17 protein-coding genes and 1 other RNA gene are annotated in these 18,862 nt (G+C 64.3%); 11 read left to right on the forward strand and 7 right to left on the reverse strand.

Annotation, left to right across the window (positions count from 1 at the left end; genetic code table 11):
- The first annotated feature begins 156 nt into the window (after positions 1 to 156).
- Positions 157 to 1,299: a CBS domain-containing protein gene (locus ACERIT_RS04755; RefSeq protein ID WP_373673683.1), complete on the forward strand. Its 1,143-nt coding sequence runs from the start codon at positions 157 to 159 to the stop codon at positions 1,297 to 1,299.
- Positions 1,300 to 1,356: 57 nt separating this feature from the next.
- On the opposite strand, the gene radB is transcribed toward ACERIT_RS04755, so the two are convergent.
- Positions 1,357 to 2,067, reverse strand: coding sequence for a DNA repair and recombination protein RadB (gene radB / locus ACERIT_RS04760; protein WP_373673684.1), 711 nt, complete (start codon positions 2,065 to 2,067; stop codon positions 1,357 to 1,359).
- 101 nt (positions 2,068 to 2,168) lie between these two features.
- Here radB and ACERIT_RS04765 point away from each other — a divergent pair, with 101 nt between their 5' ends.
- The 4 genes from ACERIT_RS04765 (at position 2,169) to ACERIT_RS04780 (ending at position 5,329) form a co-directional block, all read left to right on the forward strand.
- Positions 2,169 to 2,570: a nuclear transport factor 2 family protein gene (locus ACERIT_RS04765; protein ID WP_373673685.1), complete on the forward strand. Its 402-nt coding sequence runs from the start codon at positions 2,169 to 2,171 to the stop codon at positions 2,568 to 2,570.
- Between the two features lie 130 nt (positions 2,571 to 2,700).
- Complete coding sequence (locus tag ACERIT_RS04770) at positions 2,701 to 3,996, forward strand: TIGR00341 family protein (protein WP_373673686.1); 1,296 nt, start codon at positions 2,701 to 2,703, stop codon at positions 3,994 to 3,996.
- A 58-nt stretch (positions 3,997 to 4,054) separates the two neighbouring features.
- On the forward strand, positions 4,055 to 4,807 hold the full coding sequence (locus ACERIT_RS04775) for an SIMPL domain-containing protein (RefSeq protein WP_373673687.1): 753 nt from the start codon (positions 4,055 to 4,057) through the stop codon (positions 4,805 to 4,807).
- Between the two features lie 99 nt (positions 4,808 to 4,906).
- Complete coding sequence (locus ACERIT_RS04780) at positions 4,907 to 5,329, forward strand: MoaD/ThiS family protein (RefSeq protein WP_373673688.1); 423 nt, start codon at positions 4,907 to 4,909, stop codon at positions 5,327 to 5,329.
- 52 nt (positions 5,330 to 5,381) lie between these two features.
- Here the strand turns inward: ACERIT_RS04780 and ACERIT_RS04785 are convergent, their stop codons facing one another.
- Positions 5,382 to 6,350 carry an NOG1 family protein gene (locus ACERIT_RS04785; protein WP_373673689.1) on the reverse strand — a complete coding sequence of 323 codons (969 nt, stop codon included), beginning with the start codon at positions 6,348 to 6,350 and terminating at the stop codon, positions 5,382 to 5,384.
- Positions 6,351 to 6,522: 172 nt separating this feature from the next.
- Positions 6,523 to 6,922, reverse strand: an RNA gene (gene rnpB / locus ACERIT_RS04790) — RNase P RNA component.
- Between the two features lie 167 nt (positions 6,923 to 7,089).
- Here rnpB and ACERIT_RS04795 point away from each other — a divergent pair.
- The 3 genes from ACERIT_RS04795 to ACERIT_RS04805 all read left to right on the forward strand — a co-directional run bounded on the left by ACERIT_RS04795 (position 7,090) and on the right by ACERIT_RS04805 (position 11,351).
- Positions 7,090 to 8,685, forward strand: coding sequence for a molybdopterin-dependent oxidoreductase (locus tag ACERIT_RS04795; RefSeq protein ID WP_373673690.1), 1,596 nt, complete (start codon positions 7,090 to 7,092; stop codon positions 8,683 to 8,685).
- A gap of 123 nt (positions 8,686 to 8,808) precedes the next feature.
- Entirely contained in the window at positions 8,809 to 9,714 is a 906-nt protein-coding gene (gene secF, locus ACERIT_RS04800) for a protein translocase subunit SecF (RefSeq protein WP_373673692.1), read from the forward strand.
- Positions 9,711 to 11,351: a preprotein translocase subunit SecD gene (locus ACERIT_RS04805; protein WP_373673693.1), complete on the forward strand. Its 1,641-nt coding sequence runs from the start codon at positions 9,711 to 9,713 to the stop codon at positions 11,349 to 11,351. Before secF ends, ACERIT_RS04805 begins: the two co-directional genes overlap by 4 nt.
- Positions 11,352 to 11,426: 75 nt before the next feature.
- Here ACERIT_RS04805 and rnhB read toward each other — a convergent pair whose 3' ends face one another.
- Positions 11,427 to 12,173, reverse strand: coding sequence for a ribonuclease HII (gene rnhB / locus ACERIT_RS04810; RefSeq protein WP_373673694.1), 747 nt, complete (start codon positions 12,171 to 12,173; stop codon positions 11,427 to 11,429).
- 83 nt (positions 12,174 to 12,256) lie between these two features.
- Positions 12,257 to 13,078, reverse strand: coding sequence for an NAD(+)/NADH kinase (locus ACERIT_RS04815; protein ID WP_373673695.1), 822 nt, complete (start codon positions 13,076 to 13,078; stop codon positions 12,257 to 12,259).
- Between the two features lie 128 nt (positions 13,079 to 13,206).
- On the opposite strand from ACERIT_RS04815, the gene ACERIT_RS04820 reads away from it, so the two are divergent.
- The gene (locus ACERIT_RS04820) at positions 13,207 to 14,511 is read left to right on the forward strand and encodes a KaiC domain-containing protein (RefSeq protein ID WP_373673696.1); all 1,305 of its coding nucleotides are present in this window, start codon (positions 13,207 to 13,209) and stop codon (positions 14,509 to 14,511) included.
- A gap of 9 nt (positions 14,512 to 14,520) precedes the next feature.
- Here ACERIT_RS04820 and ACERIT_RS04825 read toward each other — a convergent pair whose 3' ends face one another.
- Positions 14,521 to 14,934, reverse strand: a complete 414-nt coding sequence (locus tag ACERIT_RS04825) for a universal stress protein (RefSeq protein ID WP_373673697.1) — start codon at positions 14,932 to 14,934, stop codon at positions 14,521 to 14,523.
- A gap of 111 nt (positions 14,935 to 15,045) precedes the next feature.
- Here ACERIT_RS04825 and ACERIT_RS04830 point away from each other — a divergent pair, with 111 nt between their 5' ends.
- The gene (locus tag ACERIT_RS04830) at positions 15,046 to 16,380 is read left to right on the forward strand and encodes a DUF362 domain-containing protein (RefSeq protein ID WP_373673698.1); all 1,335 of its coding nucleotides are present in this window, start codon (positions 15,046 to 15,048) and stop codon (positions 16,378 to 16,380) included.
- 71 nt (positions 16,381 to 16,451) lie between these two features.
- On the opposite strand, the gene ACERIT_RS04835 is transcribed toward ACERIT_RS04830, so the two are convergent.
- Positions 16,452 to 18,371, reverse strand: a complete 1,920-nt coding sequence (locus tag ACERIT_RS04835; RefSeq protein WP_373673699.1) for an ATP-binding protein — start codon at positions 18,369 to 18,371, stop codon at positions 16,452 to 16,454.
- 102 nt (positions 18,372 to 18,473) lie between these two features.
- Here ACERIT_RS04835 and ACERIT_RS04840 point away from each other — a divergent pair, with 102 nt between their 5' ends.
- Entirely contained in the window at positions 18,474 to 18,809 is a 336-nt protein-coding gene (locus ACERIT_RS04840; RefSeq protein WP_373673700.1) for a hypothetical protein, read from the forward strand.
- Positions 18,810 to 18,862 lie beyond the last annotated feature (53 nt).

Raw genomic sequence — 18,862 nt, forward strand, 5'->3', positions numbered from 1 at the left:
TAGCGATAGAGACATATAACCTTGGCTGACCCCGTGCCTGCGTTCGATGTCCGTCCGACCATGGCTGCCCCCGTGCCTGCGTCCGAAGTCCGTTCGACCACGACGTCCGATGTCCGTACATTCAATACCCATCCGAATGTACTTTCGAGTTGGTCCATGAACATCGATGGCATCGCAGTGCCGGAATACGTCGAGGTCGACGTCGACGAGCGTCTCGCAAAGGTCCGATCACTCTTCGACCAGCGAAATCTGAAGGGAATCATCATCACGGAGGATGGGGACTACGCGGGCGTCGTGGGTGAAAAACAGCTGATCCGATCGCGAGTGGGCGACGATACGAAAGTCTCGGCGGTAATGAAGTCCGCACCGGAGATCGATCGCCGCGAGGACATCCGGGAAGCCGCGCGGCTGCTTATCGAGGGTAACGTGAAGATCGCCCCGGTCTACGACGGCGAGAAGCTCTACGGGATCATCACGGAGGACGCGATCCTCGAGACGGTCGTCGAGAGCCTGGATGCGAACACCGTCGACCAGGTGTATACGACTGACGTGGTCACGATCGGCGAGAAGGAGCACGTGGGACGGGGCATAAATCAGCTCCGGAAACACGGGATCTCGCGGCTGCCGGTGTGCAACGAAAAGGGAACGCTCACCGGGATCGTCACGACCAACGACATCGTCAACTTCGTCGTGCGCGATCAGGATCGACAGGGCAGCGGCGATCGGGCCGGCGACATCGACCGAATGCTCGATCTCCCGGTCTACGACCTGATGTCGAGCCCGCCGATCACCGCCCATCCCGACGAGACGACGAAGGCGGCCCTCGAACGGATGTTCGAGAACGGCGTCGCCGGCCTCGTCGTCACCCCCGCCGACGGCGAGACCGTCGTCGAGGGAATCATCACGAAGACCGACATCCTGCGATCGCTGACGTTCACCGAGGAGGAGTCGATGGACGTCCAGATCACGAACATCGAGCTGCTCGATACGATCTCCAGGGGACACGTGGTCGAATCGATCCAGGAGGTCACGGACAAGTACGGTCGGATGCAGGTCTTTCACGCCCACGTTCGCCTGCAGGCACACAAGGAGAAACTCCGCGGGACGCCGCTCCTCCAGTGTCAGATCCGGCTTCGCACGAACAAAGGACAGGTGATGGGAACCGGCGAGGGCTACGGCGCAGAACACGCCTTCCACGTGGCGCTTGACAAGCTCGAACGGAACGTCCTCGAGGTAAAGGGCGTCAACGCCGACGAGAAACACCGCGGACAGCTCCTTCGTAAGCTCGGCGAACTGTGAGGGCAACTGCGGGCCGATCTCCTCACCAGCCGTGGTTACGGTCGACCGCGGACGACTTCACGGCGCGTCCAGCCCGGAGGCACCGTCGGTCTCCTCGATCCCCGATCCGGTGATTCGAAAGGTCGCCTGATCGCCGGCCGCCCGCGATCGGTGCTTTTCGAGGGTTGCCCGGCGATTGCCGCCGCGGAATCGGTCGAGGCGGACGATCACGCCGGTCCAGTGTTCGAGCGTATTTCCGCCGAGCGGGCGCGTTCTGTCGCTTTCGGGATCGGTGAATACCTGGTTGGTGGCGACGACCGCGAGATCGTGTCGCCGCGCCAGCGAGAGGAGGTGCGTGATCTGATCCGCGACCTTTCTGAGCGTTTCGCCCCCTTCGACATCTGCGGCACGTTCGATCCGGTAGAAACCGGTTGCAGAATCAAGCACGATCAGGTCGGCCTCCTCGGCGAACTCCGCGGCGTCGCGGACCGCCTCCGCTTGATCATCGAAGTCGTACGCCTCCGTGATGATCAGTCGCGAGGCGACGGTCTCCACGTCGCCGTCGGTTCGCGCGGAGGCGATCTGTCGAAAGCGCTCGATGGACAGTCCCTCGGTGTCGATATAGAGGACGGTTCCGCCGTCGCGGGCCACCTCCACCGCCGCCGAGAGCGCGAGGTTCGTCTTTCCGGCCGCGGGCGGGCCGTACACCTGCGTGACGACGCCGCGGTCGAACCCGCCGCCGAGCAGGTCATCGAGGGCGTCACAGCCGATGGGGACGGGATCGCTCACTGTCCGGAGTTCGGCGCCATCGAGTAAAAACGGCAGGGATCGACGAACGGACGTTGTCTCGACATCCGGAAACGTTTCCCTCCGGAGCGTCATCGTTCGATATGGACGGCCAGAATCGATCGGGGACGGCAGACGATCCGGGCGTGCAGGACCTCGAACGGCTCGTTCACAGCTACTACGCGACGATCGACGACGGCGACTACGAGGGGCTCTCGGAACTTCTGGACCCGGAGTTCGTCCACGATCGTCCGGATCGAACGCTCACCGGACGCGACCGGTTCCTCGCGTTCATGCGCGAAAAGCGGCCCCGCACGGACACTGAACACGTCATCGACGCGGTCTATGCGAATGGGGATGACCGCGCGGTCCGCGGGTCCCTCCTCGATGCGGATGGGAACGTACTGTTTGCCTTCGTCGACGTCTTCTCGCTGGGATCGGACCGGATCGACTCGCTTCGAACGTACACTCGGCAACCGGATGCGCGGCGAACGGACGATCGGTGAGGTTCGTGGCGCCGTTCCGGCATTCGACCGATCTCACGTGACTCATCCTCGAGTTTCCACGTGAATACCCTCCGGATTTTCACGTGAATCGTCCCCGAGTTTTTATCCCTTCCCGCCCCCACCCGAAACCGTGCGACTCGTACAGGTCATTATCCCGCCGGGTAAGCGAGGGGCTGTCGTCGATGCTCTCGACGAGAAGGATATCGACTACGTCGTGACCGACGAGACGAGTGGGCGCAAGTACACGGGAGTCGTCTTCTTCCCGCTACCGACGGCGGCCGTAGAGCCCGTCCTCGATCGGCTCCGTGAGGCGGGGATCGATGAGGAGAGCTACACGGTGATCGTCGAGGCGGAGACGGTCATCTCGCGTCGCTTCGAGCGGTTGGAGGAGGAGTACGCCGAGGAATCCGACCACAACGAGGATCGGATCGCCAAGGAGGAACTGCAGACCAAAGCAAAGGATCTGGTCTCGGGGGTCCAGACGTACGTCCTCATGACGGTGATATCCGCCGTCATCGCGACTGCCGGCTTGCTCCTCGATTCGCCGGCGACGGTCGTCGGATCGATGGTGATCGCGCCGCTCATCGGTCCGGCGATGTCCGCCGCCGTCGGAACCGTTGTCGACGACGAGGAGCTGTTCGCTCAAGGAGTCCGAATGCAGGTGCTCGGGATCACTCTCGCGATCGGTTCGTCGGCCGTCTTCGCCGCGGCGTTGCGGACGCTCAACCTCGTTCCTCCCGGAATGGATCCGCTTGCGCTTGCGGAGGTCTCCGAGCGACTTGCGCCGAACGTCCTCGCGCTCGCAGTCGCGCTCGGAGCAGGCGTCGCCGGAATCGTCTCGTTGATGACCGGGATCTCCTCCGCGCTCGTCGGCGTCATGATCGCGGTGGCGTTGATTCCGCCGGCAGCCGCCGTTGGGATCGGGATCGCCTTCGGGATCCCTCGACTGGCGCTCGGCTCCGGCGTGCTCGTGGCCCTCAACGTGCTGTCGATCAACCTGGCCGCGCTCGTCGTATTGTGGTATTCGGGATATCGACCGGATTCGTGGTTTCGCGAGGCCGAGGCACGGTCGGCCCTTTTCACACGAGTGACGCTCCTGCTTGCCGCGATAGCGCTCCTCTCGGTGTTCCTCGGCGGAGTCACCTACGACACCTACGTTGCGACAACGACCGAACAGGACGTTCGAAACGCGGTCGAGTCGGAACTCGAACTCGCGGAGGCCCAACTCGAACTGCTCGATCTCGAGATCCATCGGACAGGTCGACTCCCTCCATTAGAAACCGAACGCGTGGTGATCACCGTCGGTTCGGAGCCAGGATCGACCGTCTCCGGTCTCGCGGACCGGCTTGATTCACGGATCGAGCCGATCGTCGACGGACCGGTCGACGTGGAGGTTCGCATCCTCGAAATCGAGCGCTCCGGGTGAGACAAACGGCTGTTTGTGCCATCGCTGGCTTAAGACGCCTCCCCGCCAAAGGACCGTTATGGACAGACGACTCATCGGCGCGCTGGCGATCGTCGTGGTGGTGCTGCTTGCCGGCTGTGCGGGGATCGTCGGCAGCGCGGACGCACCGGACGAGGCCGAACCGGAACGAACCGTCGAAGTGACCGCGAGCGGCGAGGCGACCGCAGAGCCGGATCGTGCCACCATCACCGTCGCAGTCGAGGCACGCGGTGACTCGCCGCAAGCCGTTCGCGAGGAGATCGCGAACGATGACGAGGCGCTTCGAGCCGCCCTCGCGGAGTGGGGCCTCGAGGACGACCAGATCCGGACGACGAGGTATGACGTCCGCCAGGAACGCCCCCGACCGGAGGATGATTCGGACGGCTCGACCCAATACGTGGGCATCCACCAGTACGAACTCGAGATTCACGACGTGGACGCCGTCGGCGAGGTCATCGACGTCTCGATCGACGCCGGTGCCGACCGCGTTCAACGCATCCAGTTCGGATTGAGCGACGAGCGAGAATCCGAGCTTCGAACGACCGCCTTCGAAAACGCCGTCGAGAATGCCGACGCGAACGCGCGAACTCTCGCGAACAGCACCGGCTTGGAGATCGTCGACGTGTACACGATCTCGACGACGGACCACCGCGTCTCGCCGTATACGGCCCGGGCTGACGCCGCGGTCGCCGAGGAGCCCGGAGACGGCGGCGCCCCAACCAGGATCGAAAGCGGCGAGGTAACCGTCAACGTTGACGTCCACATCGTCTTCGAAGCCGAATCCGGCGCCTGATCCGGATCGTTTCGGTGGTCACCCGGTCCGCCGTGACGTCCGCTGGCCACGAACATGTTCGCCACTGGGAGTAACCGGATGGCGATCCGATAATTGCGTATGCACGCAACGAGCGACGAGCGGACACGCCCGGACGATCGAACCGAGGAGCAGGCCGTTGAGACGACGGTGACGGTTCGATGTACCGGCCACGTTCGGACCGAGCTCGGTCGATCGGAGTTCACCTATCGCTTCGAAGGCAACACACTACGCGAGTTCCTCGATGCGCTGTTCTCGGAGTATCCCGAGCTCCAGGAGTTGCTCATCGCGGAATCCGAGGCGGAGTCGACCGCCCACGGGTGGGCGCCCGCTCCCGATGAGCTTCCGGGAACGTGGCGAAAGAACCCGGTCGGCGAGCAGACGGTCGCGTACGCCCGCGTGCTGGTCAACGGGCGGTTCAACGAGAATCAGCGCGGCTTCGATACGGAACTGGAAGACGGCGATCGGGTCGCCCTCGTTTATCCGTTCATCTTCTGTTGTTGATCCACGTCCGTCCTCGATCCGTTAGGCGCCGTCGACGCTCGATGCCGACCGCTCACTCCCGAGAGGGCAACTTCGGTTCGTAGCCGACCGCCTCGACGGTCATGTCGAGAACCGTCTCGACGTTCTCATCCTCGGTGATGCTCATGTACGCGTCGGCCTCGACGTCTCTCGAACGATCCGCTTTGTTGCAGACGGTGATGAGTGGCACCTCATCGTCGAATAGCGACCGGAGCTCCTCGCGAAGCTCGAGTTGGACGTCGACCGGGTACCCGCAGTCGCCGGAGGCGTCAACGATGAACAGCACGCAGTCGGCGAGATGTTTGAGCGCGGAGACGGCCTGCAATTCGATGTCGTTGCGCTCTGCAAGCGGGCGGTCGAGTAGCCCGGGTGTATCGACGATCTGATAGCGGATGTGATCGCGCTCGAAGTGGCCGATCTGCACGCCGCGCGTGGTGAACGGGTATTCGGCGATCTCGTTTGAAGCGCGAGTGACGCGGTTGACGAACGAGGACTTGCCGACGTTCGGATAGCCGGCGACGACGATCGCGGGTTCGTCGAGCCGGATGTCGGGGAGGGTCTTCAGGTCGTCGCGCGCGTCGCCGATCATCCGGAGATCGTCCGACACTTCCTCCACGACGTCGGCCATCCGTGCGAACGCCTGCTTTCGGTGTTTCCGTGCTCCGTCGACGTCGCTTTTCCGCAGCTTCGTGGTGTATTCGTCGCGAAGCGATTCGATCTGGCGGCTTGCCCACATCACTTCCGAAAGCGACTGCCGAAGCGCGTCGACGTCAACGATCGCGTCGGCGAGTTCGTAGTAGAACGGATCGACGTCGTACTCGAAATCCGGCCAGGAGGTGACCACGTTCGAGAGGTTATCGGAGAGTATGTTCCCTGCCGTTCGGAGCATCGACTCCTGGGCCTCATGTCCCGACTTCGCACGTCCGGAACGGGCGGCCCGCGAGAACGCCTTGTCGATGAGTTCCTCCGCGCGCGGAGTCGTCGGGAGGTCCTCGAATATCATACGTCACATTGCGCATGGGCGCGTATAAGCGCGTCCGTTCGGGGGAGACGTGACTGAAGAGCTGGAGCCCACCGATCGCGGTGGAATAGTCCAAGCCACCGATCGCAGTTCGAGACGAGAATCTCGGAGGACCGAAGCGTCGATCCGGAGCCGCCGCTGGTCGTTGTAAACGGACTGAGGGGAGTAAGCCCCCTTCTGTTCGACTCGACATTCGGCTGAGCGTCCGCACCGTGGCCGGACTACCTAACGGTACGGACTTGCACCGGCGAGGATTCGCCGTTCCATCCCTTCCTGCCCGTCTGCAGCACGTCGCACCACACGTCCCTCACGGCGAGGCCGTTCGGGTCGGCTGCGGCACGGGTACCGTATTTCCCTCGGCGGGTTAGCTCCCTTCCCTTACGGGTCGGTTCGCACGCCTCATCGGTCGGGGCAGGGGGTCGCGTTTCTGTTCCAGAGCCAGCCGTCTCCGGCTCCGGGCTTACACCCGGTCGCCCGTCCGGCCGGTGGGGGGACTTTCCTCATACCGTGGACGGTGAAACCGCCCGTGGCACGGGGGTCGAGCTCCCTCTGTCCGACTGTTGGTAGGTGATCGTGCGGCATAAGGATTCCGTCGCGATCCGCCGTCGTCTCCGATCGAATACCGATCGAATCCGATGGCGGCGACAGGATCCCTATCGGTCGACCAGTTGATCTGGTACCGTGGAACACCGTTATCCTGCTGGAGTTCGATCGGATCGATATGACCGGTCCGAGTGCAGAAGCTGACCGGTCCGAATCGAAGAGCGCCCCGATCGTGAACGGAAGCGGCTCCAAACGTTCGGAACCGTCCGGCCGTCAACGTGCCTCCAGGGGTCTTGCGGTCGGTGCAGCGTGGATTGCGGGACTCTTCGCTGTCGAGCCGCTGGTCGGCCAGTTCGTTCCAGTCGCCGTCGCGGAGGGGATCATCATCCGATCGCCAGGGTGGCTTTCGACCCTCGCAGTGAGTCTCCTCGGATTTGGTGCCAAGCCGGTATTGGTTGGCGGAGTGCTCGTTGCGCTCCTGCTCGCGAGTGCGATCGCACGCCTCGTCTGGCCGCATCTACCGTTCGGCACGTCCGCCGCGGTCACCATCGGCGCGGGCGTGACAGCCGTCTTCTTTCTTGCGGTCGGCACGGGCGTCTCGGTGGGCTTCTTCCCCGCGGTTGCGGTGACGATCGCGTTGCCGTCTCTGGTTGCTCTCGCGTTCCGGAGAGTGCCCAACTCGTCCGATCGCCGCCGATTCCTCCGCCGGCTCGGGTCCGTGGGAGTCCTCGGAACGGCCTCGGTCGCCGGTCTTCGATGGCTCTTTGCTCGGCTCGCCGGTGGGTCAGACCGATTCACCGGCGGGTCGGAAAGCGAACGAGTTCGAGAACCCCTGGCGCGGCCGACCTCGCTGCCGGCGGGTGACCCGGCGTTCGACTTCGACGGGATGCCGGCGGCCGTCACCTCGCCAGCGGACCACTACGTCATCGACATCAACGTCGATCCGCCCACGATCGATCCGGAGACGTGGGCGCTCGATATCGTGGGCGCCGTCGAGCGGTCGTACTCGTTGAGTTACGACGAGTTGCTCGAACACGACGCCGCCGTCGATCGAACCGTAACGCTCGTGTGTATCTCGAATCCGGTCGGTGGCGATCTGATCGGAACGGGACACTGGACTGGAGTCCCGCTTTCGGAACTCGTAGCAGCAGCCGAACCGACCGCGGAGGCCGTCGACGTCGTGACCCACGCTGCGGACGGATACAGCGAGGCGATCCCGATCGAGCGCATCGAGCGTGAGGACGTGATGATCGCCTACGGGATGGGTGATCGAACCCTCGCGACTGAACACGGCTTCCCGGCCCGGTTGATCGTCCCGGGACGATACGGGATGAAGATGACCAAGTGGATCGATCGCATCGAGATCGCCCCCGCGGACCACGAGGCCTACTGGGAGGCTCGAAACTGGGACGAGGAGGCGATCGTCAACACCACCTCCTACGTTCGCGGCGCGACACGTGAGGGGGATACCGTGATCGTCGGCGGCGTCGCATTCGGTGGCCTCGAGACCGGTGTCGAGGAGATCGCTACCGTCGAGGTCAGCGTCGATGGGGGCGAGACGTGGAGCGAGGCCGAGTTGGAACCGCAACTCGACGCCCACGCGTGGCGTCGGTGGCGTCACGAGTTCGAGGCCCCGAATCGAGGCGAATTTCAGGTCGTCACACGAGCGATCCGGAAGGACGGAACCGTCCAGACCGACGAGGAGTCGAGTCCTCGGCCGAGCGGCGCGACGGGATGGCATCACGAGACGATCGCGGTCCCCGAGCGTCGCTGATCTAACCGGTTCCGGCCCGCGTGAATCGGACCGGTTTCGACGCGATCGGATCGTCGACATATTGGTCCCGCGAGGACGTCGATAAGAAGGCTTATTCGGCATGCAGCCGGACCCCGCAGACATATGGTAGCGATCGAGGTACCGGAGGTCGACTACACCGATTACACCAACCGCCAGCTGATCGCGGTTCCACTTGCGATCCTGGCGCTGGCACTTTTGATACTCGGCGGGTGGTACCTCACGACGGGCGCCCCCGCGGATCTCGGGGTCGAATTCACCGGCGGTGCGGAGTTACGGCTGTCGGCGGACGATGTCGGCAGCGACGCGGCTGACGCCCGACTCGAGGATGCCTTCTCGATTGAGCCCTCCTCGATCCAGTACGTCCCCGGCGATGAGACCTACGTCGTGACGTTCCGACCGGACGCCCTTCCCGAGGACCCTGAGGAGGGTAGCGACTTCGGATCGATCGCCGAGGAGGCGCGCGCGGCCGGCTTCACGGTCGAGGGCCAGGACATCGTCTCGGCGAGCTTCGGGAGCGGCGTCCAAACCCAGGCACTCGGGGCAGTCCTCGTCGCGTTCCTCGGCATGAGCGTCCTCGTCTTCGCGATGTTCCGCACGTTCATCCCCTCCATCGCCGTCGTCGTCTCGGCCTTCTCGGACATCGTGATCCCCGTGGCCGTCATGAACCTTCTCGGGATCGAGATGACGCTTGGAACCGTGGCGGCGCTTTTGATGATCATCGGGTACTCCGTCGACTCCGACATCCTGTTGAACAACTCCGTGTTGCGCAGAACGGGTGGGTTCTACGAATCCGTCCAGCGGGCGATGCGCACCGGTGTCACGATGACGATCACCTCCATCGCCGCGATGATCGTGATGAGCATCGTCGCGGCGATCTTCGGGATCGACCTGCTTCGTGACATCGGGATCATCCTCGCGGTCGGGCTGTGTGCCGACCTGATGAACACGTATCTGCTCAACGTCTCGCTGCTTCGATGGTACAAATTCGAGGGGGTGACGGATCGATGATCGACGCCGTGAAGAAACACTGGCGAGTGGGACTGCTCGTCGTCGTCCTCCTCGCGTCGACGGTCGTCCTGTTCGCCCCGCAGTTCGCCCCCGACGCCGGCGCGGAGGGGGTCGCCGACGGCGAGGAGGCCGCCGGGGGGTTGACGAACCTCCAGTTCGGTCTCGATCTCGACGGTGGAACCCGGATCCGTGCGCCACTCGTCGGCTACACCGCGATGGAGGTTCCCTTCGACGGAGCGGCGCCGGCGACGGTCGCCAGCGAGGTCGCGGACGAACTTCCCGAAACGACGAGCAGTGACGTCAACGCCGAACTCCGGACCCAGGAGGAGGGCGGAAGCGGTCAGGTGGAAGTCACCGACCCCGACGTGAGCGAGGCGCAGTTTGAGTCGGCACTTTCGGCCGCCGGGTACACCCACGACGGGATCCGGCCGGGCGTCACCGACGAGACTCGCGAGGCCACGATCAACGTCATCGAGGGGAAGATCAACGAGGCAGGGCTCTCGGGCGGCAGTGTCCGGGAGATCGTCGACGCCTCCGGTCGATCGTACGTGCTGGTCGAGGTCCCCGGTGAGGACATCGAGGACGTCAAGAGTCTGCTGGCGGAGCGGGGCACCGTCCGGATCGACATCTTCGTGCCGAACGATTCGGGCGGAACGGTCGAGCGGGGCGTGTTGACCCAGGAGGACTTCGAGAACATCGGCACCGCAACCCGCAGCGACCGGGGCGGGTCCTACGTTCCGGTCTCCGTGGTCGACGACGCACCGGAGGGCGAGGAGTCGCCCGCCGAACGCCTCCAGCGGAGCGTTCGAGAGGCCAATCAGGCCGCCGGAAATCCGAACACCGACGGGTGGACATGTGCGGAATCACCGGCCGAACGCGACAAGTGCGCGGACGATTACACCCAAAGCGAGGAGCCGCGTCTCCTGCTCGTCGTCGACGACGAGGTCGTCAACTCCTTTGGAATGGATGGCAGTCTACTCAACCCGATGGTTTCGGGCACCTGGGTGAATGACCCCGGATTCCGCCTGACGACCGGCGCCGGAGAGGGCTCCTTCGAGCGCGCCCAGCAGATATCGATCAACCTGCGTGCCGGTGCGCTCCCGGCCGAGCTTGGCGATGGCTCCTCCTCGTACATCTCGCCGACTCAGGGTGAGCAGTTCAAGTTCTACTCGCTCATTACGGGCGTTCTCTCCGTGTTCGCCGTCGCCGGGATGGTCTTTTTGCGTTATCGCGAACCGAAAGTCGCGCTGCCGATGACGGTGACGGCACTCTCGGAGGTCTATGCGCTCCTCGGGTTCGCCGCGCTCGTCGCATATCCACTCGATCTGGCCGTGATCGCCGGGTTCATCGCCGTGGTCGGGACGGGCGTCGACGACCTCGTCATCATCGCCGACGAGGTGATGAGCGAGGGCGAGGTCCACTCGAAGAAGGTCTTCAACTCGCGGTTCCGACGGGCCTTCTGGGTGATCGGCGCCGCCGCGGCGACGACGATCATCGCGATGTCGCCGCTTATGGTGTTGAGTCTCGGCGATCTGTCCGGATTCGCCATCTTCACCATCCTCGGCGTGCTCATCGGCGTGTTGATCACCCGGCCGGCCTACGGCGACATCCTCCGGTCGCTTCTGACCGAGCGGTGACGGCGACGGTCCTGGATCGGGTGTGGTGACGAGTTAACGATTCGTCCGTCCGTTCGCGTCTGGTGGTCGTTCGTCTTAGCCCGAAAACTCGCTCAGTCCCGATTGTTCACGCTCCGCAAGGACTCGTTTACAGGTCGCCCACGTACGGCGTGCACATGCGGGAACGTCTCCCGTCTCGGCGACGTACGTTTCGAGGAACGCGCGCGTATCGGGATCGCTCGGGTAGCCGCTGCCGACCGTCCCGCGATCGGGATGTGCCGCGTCGATCGCCGCCACCCGTCGATCGCGTTCGACCTTTGCGAGGATCGAGGCGCTTCCAACGACCGGGTCGTCCTCGTCGGCACCGTGACGGGCGCGGATCTCGATCGCCGGAATCGGATCGCTCGATCCGGAACCCTCGTGGAGATGCTCTCCGCCCGGTTCCTCGTGGAGACGTTCCTCGACCGCCCCCTCGAGTCGCCGGGCGAACCGTTCCTCGGAGACGTCACCCGCATCGACGACTAGCCGGATCGGCTCGTTCTCCCGCTCGGAACGGTCGACCGATGCGAGAACGTCCGCGATAGCCCGCGCCTGCACGGCGACGGTGAGCGTGTTCATGTCGGTCGTCGGATCGTCTATCTCGGCCGGCTCGACCGCGCCGAGGCCGACGGCTATCGCGGAATCCGAACGAAGACGTGCGGCGAGTTCCTCGCGGCGGTCGGCCGTGAGCCGCTTTGAGTCGTCGATTCCATCGGGTAATCGGTCCGGATCGGCACGGACGGCGGCGGCGATCATCGGCCCGAGAACGGGCCCCTTTCCAGCCTCGTCGGCGCCGATGTACATTACGCCGCTCGATCGATCGCGAGGGACAAAGACGTTGCCGGTCGTGTCCGATATCTCGCCGGGAGCCGGGACTTCCCGGATCGTTAGCTCAGCTTTCCGAGGGCCTCGAAGAAGTCGGACTGGGGCCCGGCGATCCGCATCGGGGTGGCAGACCGCGAGATCGTGATCTCGGCCGGTCCCTCGATCTCGTGCGGTTCGCGTCCGTCGCTCGTGATGATCGCGGGGCCGGCTCCGGTCACTGAGACGGTCACCTCGGTATCGAGATCGACGGCGAACGGCGGCATTCCATCGCGTGCACACATCTCGTTTACGATCGCGATCTCGAGATCGGGATGAACGATCGGCCCGCCCTCGGAGAGGTTGTAGGCCGTCGAGCCGGTCGGAGTCGCGACGAGCACGCCGTCGGCGTGGCTCCCGGTGTATATGGAACCGTCGACGCGAACCTCGTAGTCGACCCCACCGCCGTGTCCACGCCGTTCGCCCTGGATCACGATCTCGTTTGCCGCCGGATTCGACTCCCAGCCGTCGACCTGCGCCACGAGTCGCGGCGCTTCTCGGACCGAGAGGTCGTTTGCTCGGATTCCCTCGACTGCCGAGAGAACCGCCGATTCGGCGTTCTCGGGGGACACGGCGTTGAGAAAGCCGACCTCGCCGAGGTTCACACCGATGATCGGCGTCCCGTCGGCGTTGCGGGCGGCAAACAGGAGCGTTCCGTCGCCGCCGATCGCCACGACGAGATCACAGTCGTCGAACGTCTCGATCGGAGCACCCTCCAGATCGAGTGCCGCGGCGGTCGACTCGTCGATCCGGACCGCGACGTCCCGGTCGCCAAGCGCGTGTCGGAGTTCGTCCGCGAGCGAGGCGGCCCGGGGATTTCCCCGTTGTGCGACGATGCCGGTCTGCATACCGGGTGGTGTGTCGCCGCCGAGAAAAACCACACGTAAAGTTTCAAGCCCTCGCCGACACAGTATTTGAATGTGACACGCCGATCGACCCGAGGAGGGATGCGGGCGAGCGAGTCACGGGGACTGCCATGAGTGACGACGAGGAGGACTGGTTCGAGCAGGCCCGCCGCGAGTTCGATCGCTCCGAGGAGTCGGACGACCACGACGCGGAGGAGGACGCCGAGGAGGACACCGGAGAAGGGGAGGACGCCGAGGAGGACACCGGAGAAGTGGAGGATGCCGAGGAGGACTTCGGCGAGGTGGAGGACATCGGGCATACCGACGAGGACTCCCGCGATGTCGACGGATCGGATGCGGAGTCGACCCCATCGGACGAGGAGACGGAACGGGACGTCACCGACCACGAACCCGACGAGGAGACGGACGACTCCGACGCGTTCGGGTTCACCTCCTTCGAGGACGAGGAGGACACCGATGGTCGCGACGAGGAGGATGAGACGGGCGATGGATTCGACGACGCCTTCGAGCGCGGCGGCGCGGAGGAGGGTGCAGCGTTCGAGCCTGGCGATGAGAGGGACTCCATGGCCCCCGATTTCGCCGAATCGAACGAATTTGATGCCGGAGGTGGTGGCGAATCGGAATTCGGGTTCGGTTCGTTCGGCGGCGACGAGGCGGAAGGCGGACCCGGCGCTCCCAGCGACGGACCCGACTTCGACGAGGAGGAGTTCGACTCGGATCTCGACCGTATCGACGTCGGGATCGAGGGGCTCGACGAGATGATCCTTGGCGGCGTTCCGCGACGGTCGCTGATGACCACGATCGGATCGGCAGGGACCGGAAAGACGACGTTTGCACTACAGTTTCTCACTAAGGCTCTCTCTCAGGACGAACGAGCGGTGTATATCACCTTAGAGGAGAGCCACGAGGCGATCCTCTCGACGGCCGAGGAGAAGGGCTGGCCGTTTCGCCAGTACGAATCCGACGGACTGCTTGCCGTGGTCTCGATCGACCCGATCGAGATGGCCAACTCGCTCGATTCGATCGGTAACGAACTCGCCCGGCTCATCGGGGAGTTCGGTGCCGAGCGGTTGGTACTCGATTCGGTCTCACTGCTCGAGATGATGTATGACCATCCGTCGAAACGTCGATCGGAGATCTTCGAGTTCACGCGATCGCTAAAGGAGGCCGGCGTGACGACGATGTTGACCTCCGAGGCCAGCGAGTCGAACCCCTACGCCTCCCGTCACGGAATCGTTGAGTATCTCACTGACGCCGTGTTCATCCTCCAATACGTGCGTCCTTCGGACTTTCGGGAAACGCGACTGGCGATCGAGATCCAGAAGATCCGAAACGCCAACCACTCGCGTGAGACGAAACCCTTCGAGATCACGAACGAGGGGATCTCGGTGTATCGACGCGCGAATATCTTCTGAGCGGACCGACTACCGGACTACGGTGACCGGAATCTCCGCCCTGCGGACGACGCCTTCCGCGACGCTGCCGAGGAGAACACGCGAGATGCCGGTCCGACCCTGGCTACCGATCACGATCTGATCGAAGTCGTTGGCAGTCTCCAGGATCGTATAGGCCGGTCTGCCGACTTCGATCCGCGTATCGACGTCTCGATCGACACGATCGGCCGTCTCCGAAAGCAGCGTCTCGGCGTTCCGTTCGGCGTTCTCGTACCAGTTCTCTGCGAGTCCCGAGACGGCCATCTCGGCGCCCGAGACCGACCGTGCCGGGTTGATCACGTGCAACAGCGTGATCTCAGCGTCGGGCCACTCGTCTGCGGCAAACTGAACCGCCCGTTCGGACTTCTCCGACCCGTCGACGGGAACTAGGATCCGTTTCGCCATGATCGATCGTTCGATCGACTGGTGTATAAAACCGGTGGCAGATCGGAGTCGCCCGCCGCTCGATCGGCGAGGCCTCATCGCGTTTATTACCCGCACGGCCGTCCAGTCGGTATGGAGACGCTATCCGATCTGACGGTCGCGGAGGACACGGTCCTCGACGCCTGTGGAGCCACCGAGCTGCCGGAGTTCGGACTCATAGAGCAGATCTGGGAGACCGATCCGATCCCGGAAGCCCGGATCGCCAACCGTGCGGGCGAGGCGGTACAGGACCTGCGGTTCGCGGACGTCCCGGTGGGTGGCGAGGTCGCGGTCGGGGTCGGTAGCCGAGGGATCGCAAACCTCGCCGCGATCGTCGGCGGCGTGATCGAGGAGCTTCGAGCGATGGACTACGAGCCGTTCGTGTTTCCGGCCATGGGCAGCCATGGCGGCGCGACCGCCGAGGGCCAACGCGAGATGCTCGCGGAACTCGGCGTCACCGAGGAGACGGTCGGCTGTGAGATCCGGTCGTCGATGGCGGTCGAGGAGGTCGGCCGAACGGCCGATCGCGACGTTCCGGTTTACGCCGATGCCAACGCCGTGGCCGCCGACGCGATCCTTCCCGTGAACCGTGTGAAGCCGCACACCGACTTCGACGGCGACGTCGAAAGCGGCCTCTCGAAGATGCTCGTCATCGGCATGGGCAAACAGACGGGGGCCAAGACCGCTCACGAGTGGGCGGTCGACTGGAGCTTCCGCAATATGATCCCGGAGATCACCGAGCGACTTCTCGAGGAACTCCCCGTCGTCGGCGGCGTCGCGATCCTTGAGGACCAACGCGACGATACGGACCACATCGAGGGGATCCCGCCCGAGGGATTCCTCGATCGTGAAGCGGAGCTTCTGGAGACCGCCTACGGGATCATGCCGACGATCCCGTTCGAGGAACTCGACGTCCTCGTCGTCGACCGCCAAGGGAAAGACGTGAGCGGACAGGGATTGGACACGAACGTCATCGGCCGGCGACCGTTCGCGATCAACGAGCCGGCTCCGGAGGTCCCCGACATAAAGCGGATCTATACGCGAGGATTGACGGAGACGACCCATGGCAACGCGATGGGGATGGGCTCGGCCGACTTCGTTCACCGCGACGTCGCCGCCGAACTGACGAGCGGAACGACGCTCATCAACGCCATCACGGCCAGCACGGTTCGCGGGGTTCGGTTGCCCCCCGTCGTCGAAACCGACCGGGCCGGACTGGTCGCCTCGCTGTCGACTCTCGGCGTCGTCGGTCCCGAGGACGCCCGCGTGCTCCGGGCGACGGACACGATGCGACTCGATCGGCTATACGCTTCGAACGCGCTCGTCGAGGTGGCACGGGATCGTGAGGACCTGCGCGTGATCGCGGAGCCGGAGCCGATCGCCTTCGACGACGGCGATCTCGCGGCGAAAACACCACACGAGACCTAAGGGGGCTCCAAGCCGCGGTCGCTGGGGTCCGGTTCACCTCACCTCACCTCACCTCACCTCACCGATCCGGTTTAGGATCCGTGTCGCGTGAGGCACCGCGGAAGTCCCGTCAACTCGACCGGCTCGGAGTTATCCGGCGAGTAGACGACCATCTGTCCTTTCTCCATGTAGGGAACCTTGCCGGCCAGGTTCGTGGGGATGTTGACGCTTGAGATCGCGTCCTCGTCGCCGAGGTTCAAGACGATCTTCGTGTTGATCTGTTTGAATACGGACTCCGCGACGTCCTGTGGGTCCTGCGTGATGAGGAAGAGCCCGAGTCGCTCCTTGCGCCCCTGCTTTGCCGCCTCGGTGAACTTCTGTATCACCTTGCGGGCCTGGACGTTGTCCGCGTCCGCAAGGAAGTTGTGCGCTTCGTCCATCCCGATCAAAAGCGGCGTCTCCTTTATCCGGTCGCTTTCCGGATCGTTCGAGAGTTTATCGTCGATAAGCAGCGCGGAGACGGCAAGCACGAACATCTCCTTTTGACGCGAGGTCGGCAGGTGATAGGTCGGGATCACCGTCAGCCCTCCGGGACGCACGAGCGTGTGATCGAGGTCGGTGATCGGCCGGGCGTCGCCGTCGAAGACGCCCCCCGGAACGCCGTACACCCGGCGTTTGACCGCATCGAAGGTCGCCTCGTGGATGCGCCCCGATTCGTGAAGCTCCTCTTTGAGTGCGGGATCCTCCAGATACGAGACGAACTGCTCGTAGGTCCCCGAATCACCGTAATCACGGAAGAACCGGCGTATCAGCGTCGACAGCCCCGAATACTGGTTCTCATTGAGGCTGGCGCCGGCGACGAGCCAGGGACGATCTCGAACGAGCGAGAAGGGGATCGTGAATTCGACGCGCTCTGCGCGGTGGCCCTCCCCGGGGTAGGTCGCGGTTGGCGTCGTCGGAACGAGTGCGATCGTGTCCTCGTGACCTCCGTGTGCGATTTCTTCCCGATCGAGGCGTCGTTCGAACGCCTCGTTCATCTCCGGGTTGTCGTCGTGCATTTGGGCGTACTCGTCCTGTGGATCGAACTGAACCACGGCCATTCGGGACTCGCGGCCGTCATCCATCTCGTAGCGCCGCTCGTCCTCGAGGTACTGGCGCAGGACGTTCTTCGAGGCGTGGGTCTTGCCGGAGCCGGTGCCGCCGGCGACGAGCGCGTGCCGGAAGACGAGCGGGTCGCCGTCGGCGTAGTCGTCGTTCAATCGATAATCGACCGTCGGCGGGCGGGCAGCGGTCTCGACCGTTTCGCCGCCCACCGCGAGGTGGCCGAGAAAGACACCCTCTTCGGGGATCTTCAGTCCGGTCTTGATCTCCGAGGCGTCCGATGCCTCCTCGATCACCGCGCCGGGTTTCGGGACGCGATCGGTCATCCGACGCTTTTCGTTGCCGTCGTTGCCGTAGACGATCGACATCGGCTCCAGTTCGGCGACGAACTTGTAATCGCGTTCGGAGAACTCGTCGCGGCGCATCTGTCGGCGGGCGTGGATCTCCGTCGCGTCGTCCGACCGGAACTCTTGGGCATACTCCAGGCCCGTAATCCGACAGAAAAGCCGTTCGCCGTCGGGGTAGGGCACGATCAGATATTTGCCGATCCGAACGGACTCGCGGTTACCCGTGGTCACGAAGGCGCGAAGAGTCGTCTCATCGGCCTCCTCGGCGACGCGAAGCCCCTGGGAGACGGAAATCACGCCGAGCCCGGCGTCCTCGCCGGTCGCCTCCGCGGCGTAGCGCTCGAAAGCACCCGCTCCATCAGTCGACTCCGATGCGTCGATCGCCCCCGCTCCGTCGCCCGCTTCGGATCCGTCGTCCATTTCGGGCCCGTCGCTCGCTCCCGATGCGTTTGGATCGGGAGACTCGTCGACGTCCCCGTCTGATTTCTTCGGGTCCGTCGATTGCCTCGACGCCGCCGATTCGTCCTCGTCGGCGGAGAACTCGGTGAAGTCCTCAAGGGTCATACCTCTCACACGCCGGGGCAGGGGCAAATCCCTTTCCCCCGACCGTCCGAGCGGAACCCCGGCGTCAACAACCGATATACGTCCCTGGCCCAATGTTCGGGCATGCTCCTCGTAACTGGACGCGGCGGCGGGACGGAACTGACGGGAACCGTCTTCGAACGAGGTGAGGAGCCGCCGACATACGAGGGCGCGCCCGAGGAAGCCGCGGCCTACGTCTGGATCTGTGACTCGTTCTACCAGGTGGAAAGCGGCGGATCGGCGTTGACCGTCGACGGCGAGGAGATCCGGATCGCCTTCGAGGAACCGATGCCGCGGGGATTCGACACCCGAACGCAGGCGGTCGTGGCTGCAAAAGAGCACGTTCGAACGCAGTTCGCCCGGATCGGAGTCGACTCCGCGGACGTGGTCGTCGAGGTCGCCAAACGGAATCCGGCTTAGCGGCCCATATACCGGTTGGATCGGACCCCCCGCTCCGCCCATGACGATCCGAC

Source organism: Halopenitus sp. H-Gu1 (genome assembly GCF_041821145.1).
GTDB lineage: Archaea > Halobacteriota > Halobacteria > Halobacteriales > Haloferacaceae > Halopenitus.